Source organism: Gordonia sp. VNK21, from assembly GCF_046098115.1.
GTDB lineage: Bacteria > Actinomycetota > Actinomycetes > Mycobacteriales > Mycobacteriaceae > Gordonia.
In genome coordinates this window covers 1-2,091 of sequence record NZ_JBJURU010000036.1, presented here as the reverse complement: position 1 = coordinate 2,091, position 2,091 = coordinate 1, and the positions used below count along the sequence as shown (strand labels likewise).

Below are 2,091 nucleotides of genomic sequence, written 5' to 3'. Positions count from 1 at the left end.
CTGCGACCGGGGTCGCGTAATTGCCTGCTGTCGAACTACTCACTGTCGGATACTCACTTCTCGATGACCTACGGCTTGGGATTATCAGGCGATTTCGTACTCGGCGGGCTCGAAGTCCTTCGTCGCTCGCCAGTACTGCCAGGTGAATCCGGGCCACACCGTACGGTTGACACCCTGCGAGTCCAGATACCAGCTCGTACATCCGCCGTTGGTCCATACACCCTTGGCGAGCTTGCGCTGGATGTCCTTGTTGAAGTGTTCTTGAATCTCGGGCCGCACATCTACACGCTGCGCTCCGCGACTCTCGACGGCGTCGATGGCCTTGAGGACGTACTTGACTTGCTGCTCGATCATGAACACCACAGAGTTGTGTCCAAGACCTGTGTTGGGCCCGAGCAGGAAGAACAGGTTCGGGAAGCCCTCGGTGGTGATGCCGAGGTGGGTGTTGATGCCCGTCCGGTGCCAGTGCGACGGCAAGTCCTCGCCCCGGGCGCCCTTGAGGGCGAGTTGATCGAATCCGTCTGTGACATGGAACCCGGTGGCGTAAATGATCACATCTACAGGATGTGACACGCCGTCAGCGGTGACGATCGAATCCGCGGTGACCTTTTCGATCCGATCGCTGATCACTGTCGTGTTGGGCGCGGCGAGTGCAGGGTAATAGTCGTTCGATCCCAGGATGCGTTTGCATCCGATGCGGTAGGACGGCATCAGCTTTCGGCGTAGCTCGGGGTCGGTGATGGAACGTTCGATGTTCCATTTCGCCACCTTTTCGATTGGTCGCATAAGGTTGGAGTGGCCGTTGAGCCCGAAGGCCAGGCTCTCTGCGCCCCAGTAGACCGACCACCGAGCGAGGCGGCGAGTAATCGGGATCTTGCTGAGCACGGTCCGAAGTGCCGTCGGCACCGCGAAGTTCTTGCGTGGAAGTACCCAAGCCGGGGTTCGCTGGAAGACCGTGAGTGTGCCGGCCTCCTTCTGCACGAATGGCACGAACTGAATCGCGCTGGCACCGGTGCCAATGACGGCCACCCGCTTGCCTTGGAGGTCCACCGTGTGGTCCCACTTTGCCGAATGGAACGCCTGGCCGGCGAACTCATCGATTCCGGGGATGTTCGGATAGTTCGGGATGTGCAGAGCGCCGACACCGGACACGACGTACTGCGCGATGTACTCCCGGCCCGACTCGGTACGCAGGTGCCACCGAGATTCGGACTCACTCCAGTATCCGGAGACCAACTTCTGCCCAAAATGGATCTTCTGAGTGACACCACGCTTGTCGGAGATCTCTTTCAAGTACTGCTCGATTTCGGGCTGCGAAGACCACACCTTCGACCAGCTACCGCGGCTCTCGAACGAGTAGGAGTACATCAGTGACGGTACGTCACACGCGCATCCCGGATAGGTGTTGTCGCGCCACGTCCCACCGACGGAGTCGGCCTTTTCCAGCACGATGAAATCGTTATTCCCGCGTCGGCGGAGCTGCACGGCCATACCGAGGCCGGAGAAGCCGCTGCCGATGATGAGCACCTTGGTAGTGATGGGTTCGGTCGTTCCCGGGTCTGTCGCCGTGGCGGCGCGCGGCGCGCGCTTGGTGTTGGAAGACGGCATTGAGTGAAGGTCTCCTGATCAAAGAGTAGAGCGAACGGACCTGCTCGGCGCGGGACGCGTGGCAGGCAGATGTGAGGCATCCGTCTGAGCCCAGAGAGATCCGGGCGTAGGGTCGAGAGACGGATTAGCGGCCGCGTGGACTCGGCCGGGTGTGGTTAGCGCAGGTCGTCGGGCAGGCTGCGCGTTGCGCGCCACATCGCCATTGTGAATTTCCCCTCCATCATCCCGGCCTCGTGGAAGAACCGGATCATCGGCTCGGACATGAACTGCAAGTTGACGCGATAGTTCGGGCTCGTCTGCTGCGCCCACAGCCCGCGCAGACGGTTGATTCCGACAGCGGGGTACACCTTCGGATTGATGAGCAACGGGTACGCAAAGTTCGCAATGACCGCCAGCGTGCCTCGATGCCAAGCGCGCGAGATGCGTCCGCGACGCTGCATCCCCTCCACCATTTCCAGCCGCGCGAACGTGATGTGGCGGGCC

2 protein-coding genes are annotated in these 2,091 nt (G+C 61.2%); both read right to left on the bottom strand.

The features are described 5' to 3' along the window. Nucleotides 1-84 precede the first annotated feature (84 nt). Entirely contained in the window at nt 85-1,608 is a 1,524-nt protein-coding gene (locus tag ACJMNC_RS18220; RefSeq protein WP_408949357.1) for a flavin-containing monooxygenase, read from the bottom strand. 155 nt (nt 1,609-1,763) lie between these two features. Further along, nucleotides 1,764-2,091, bottom strand: a 328-nt coding sequence (locus ACJMNC_RS18215) for a diiron oxygenase (RefSeq protein ID WP_408949356.1), incomplete at its 5' end; no start/stop codon positions are given.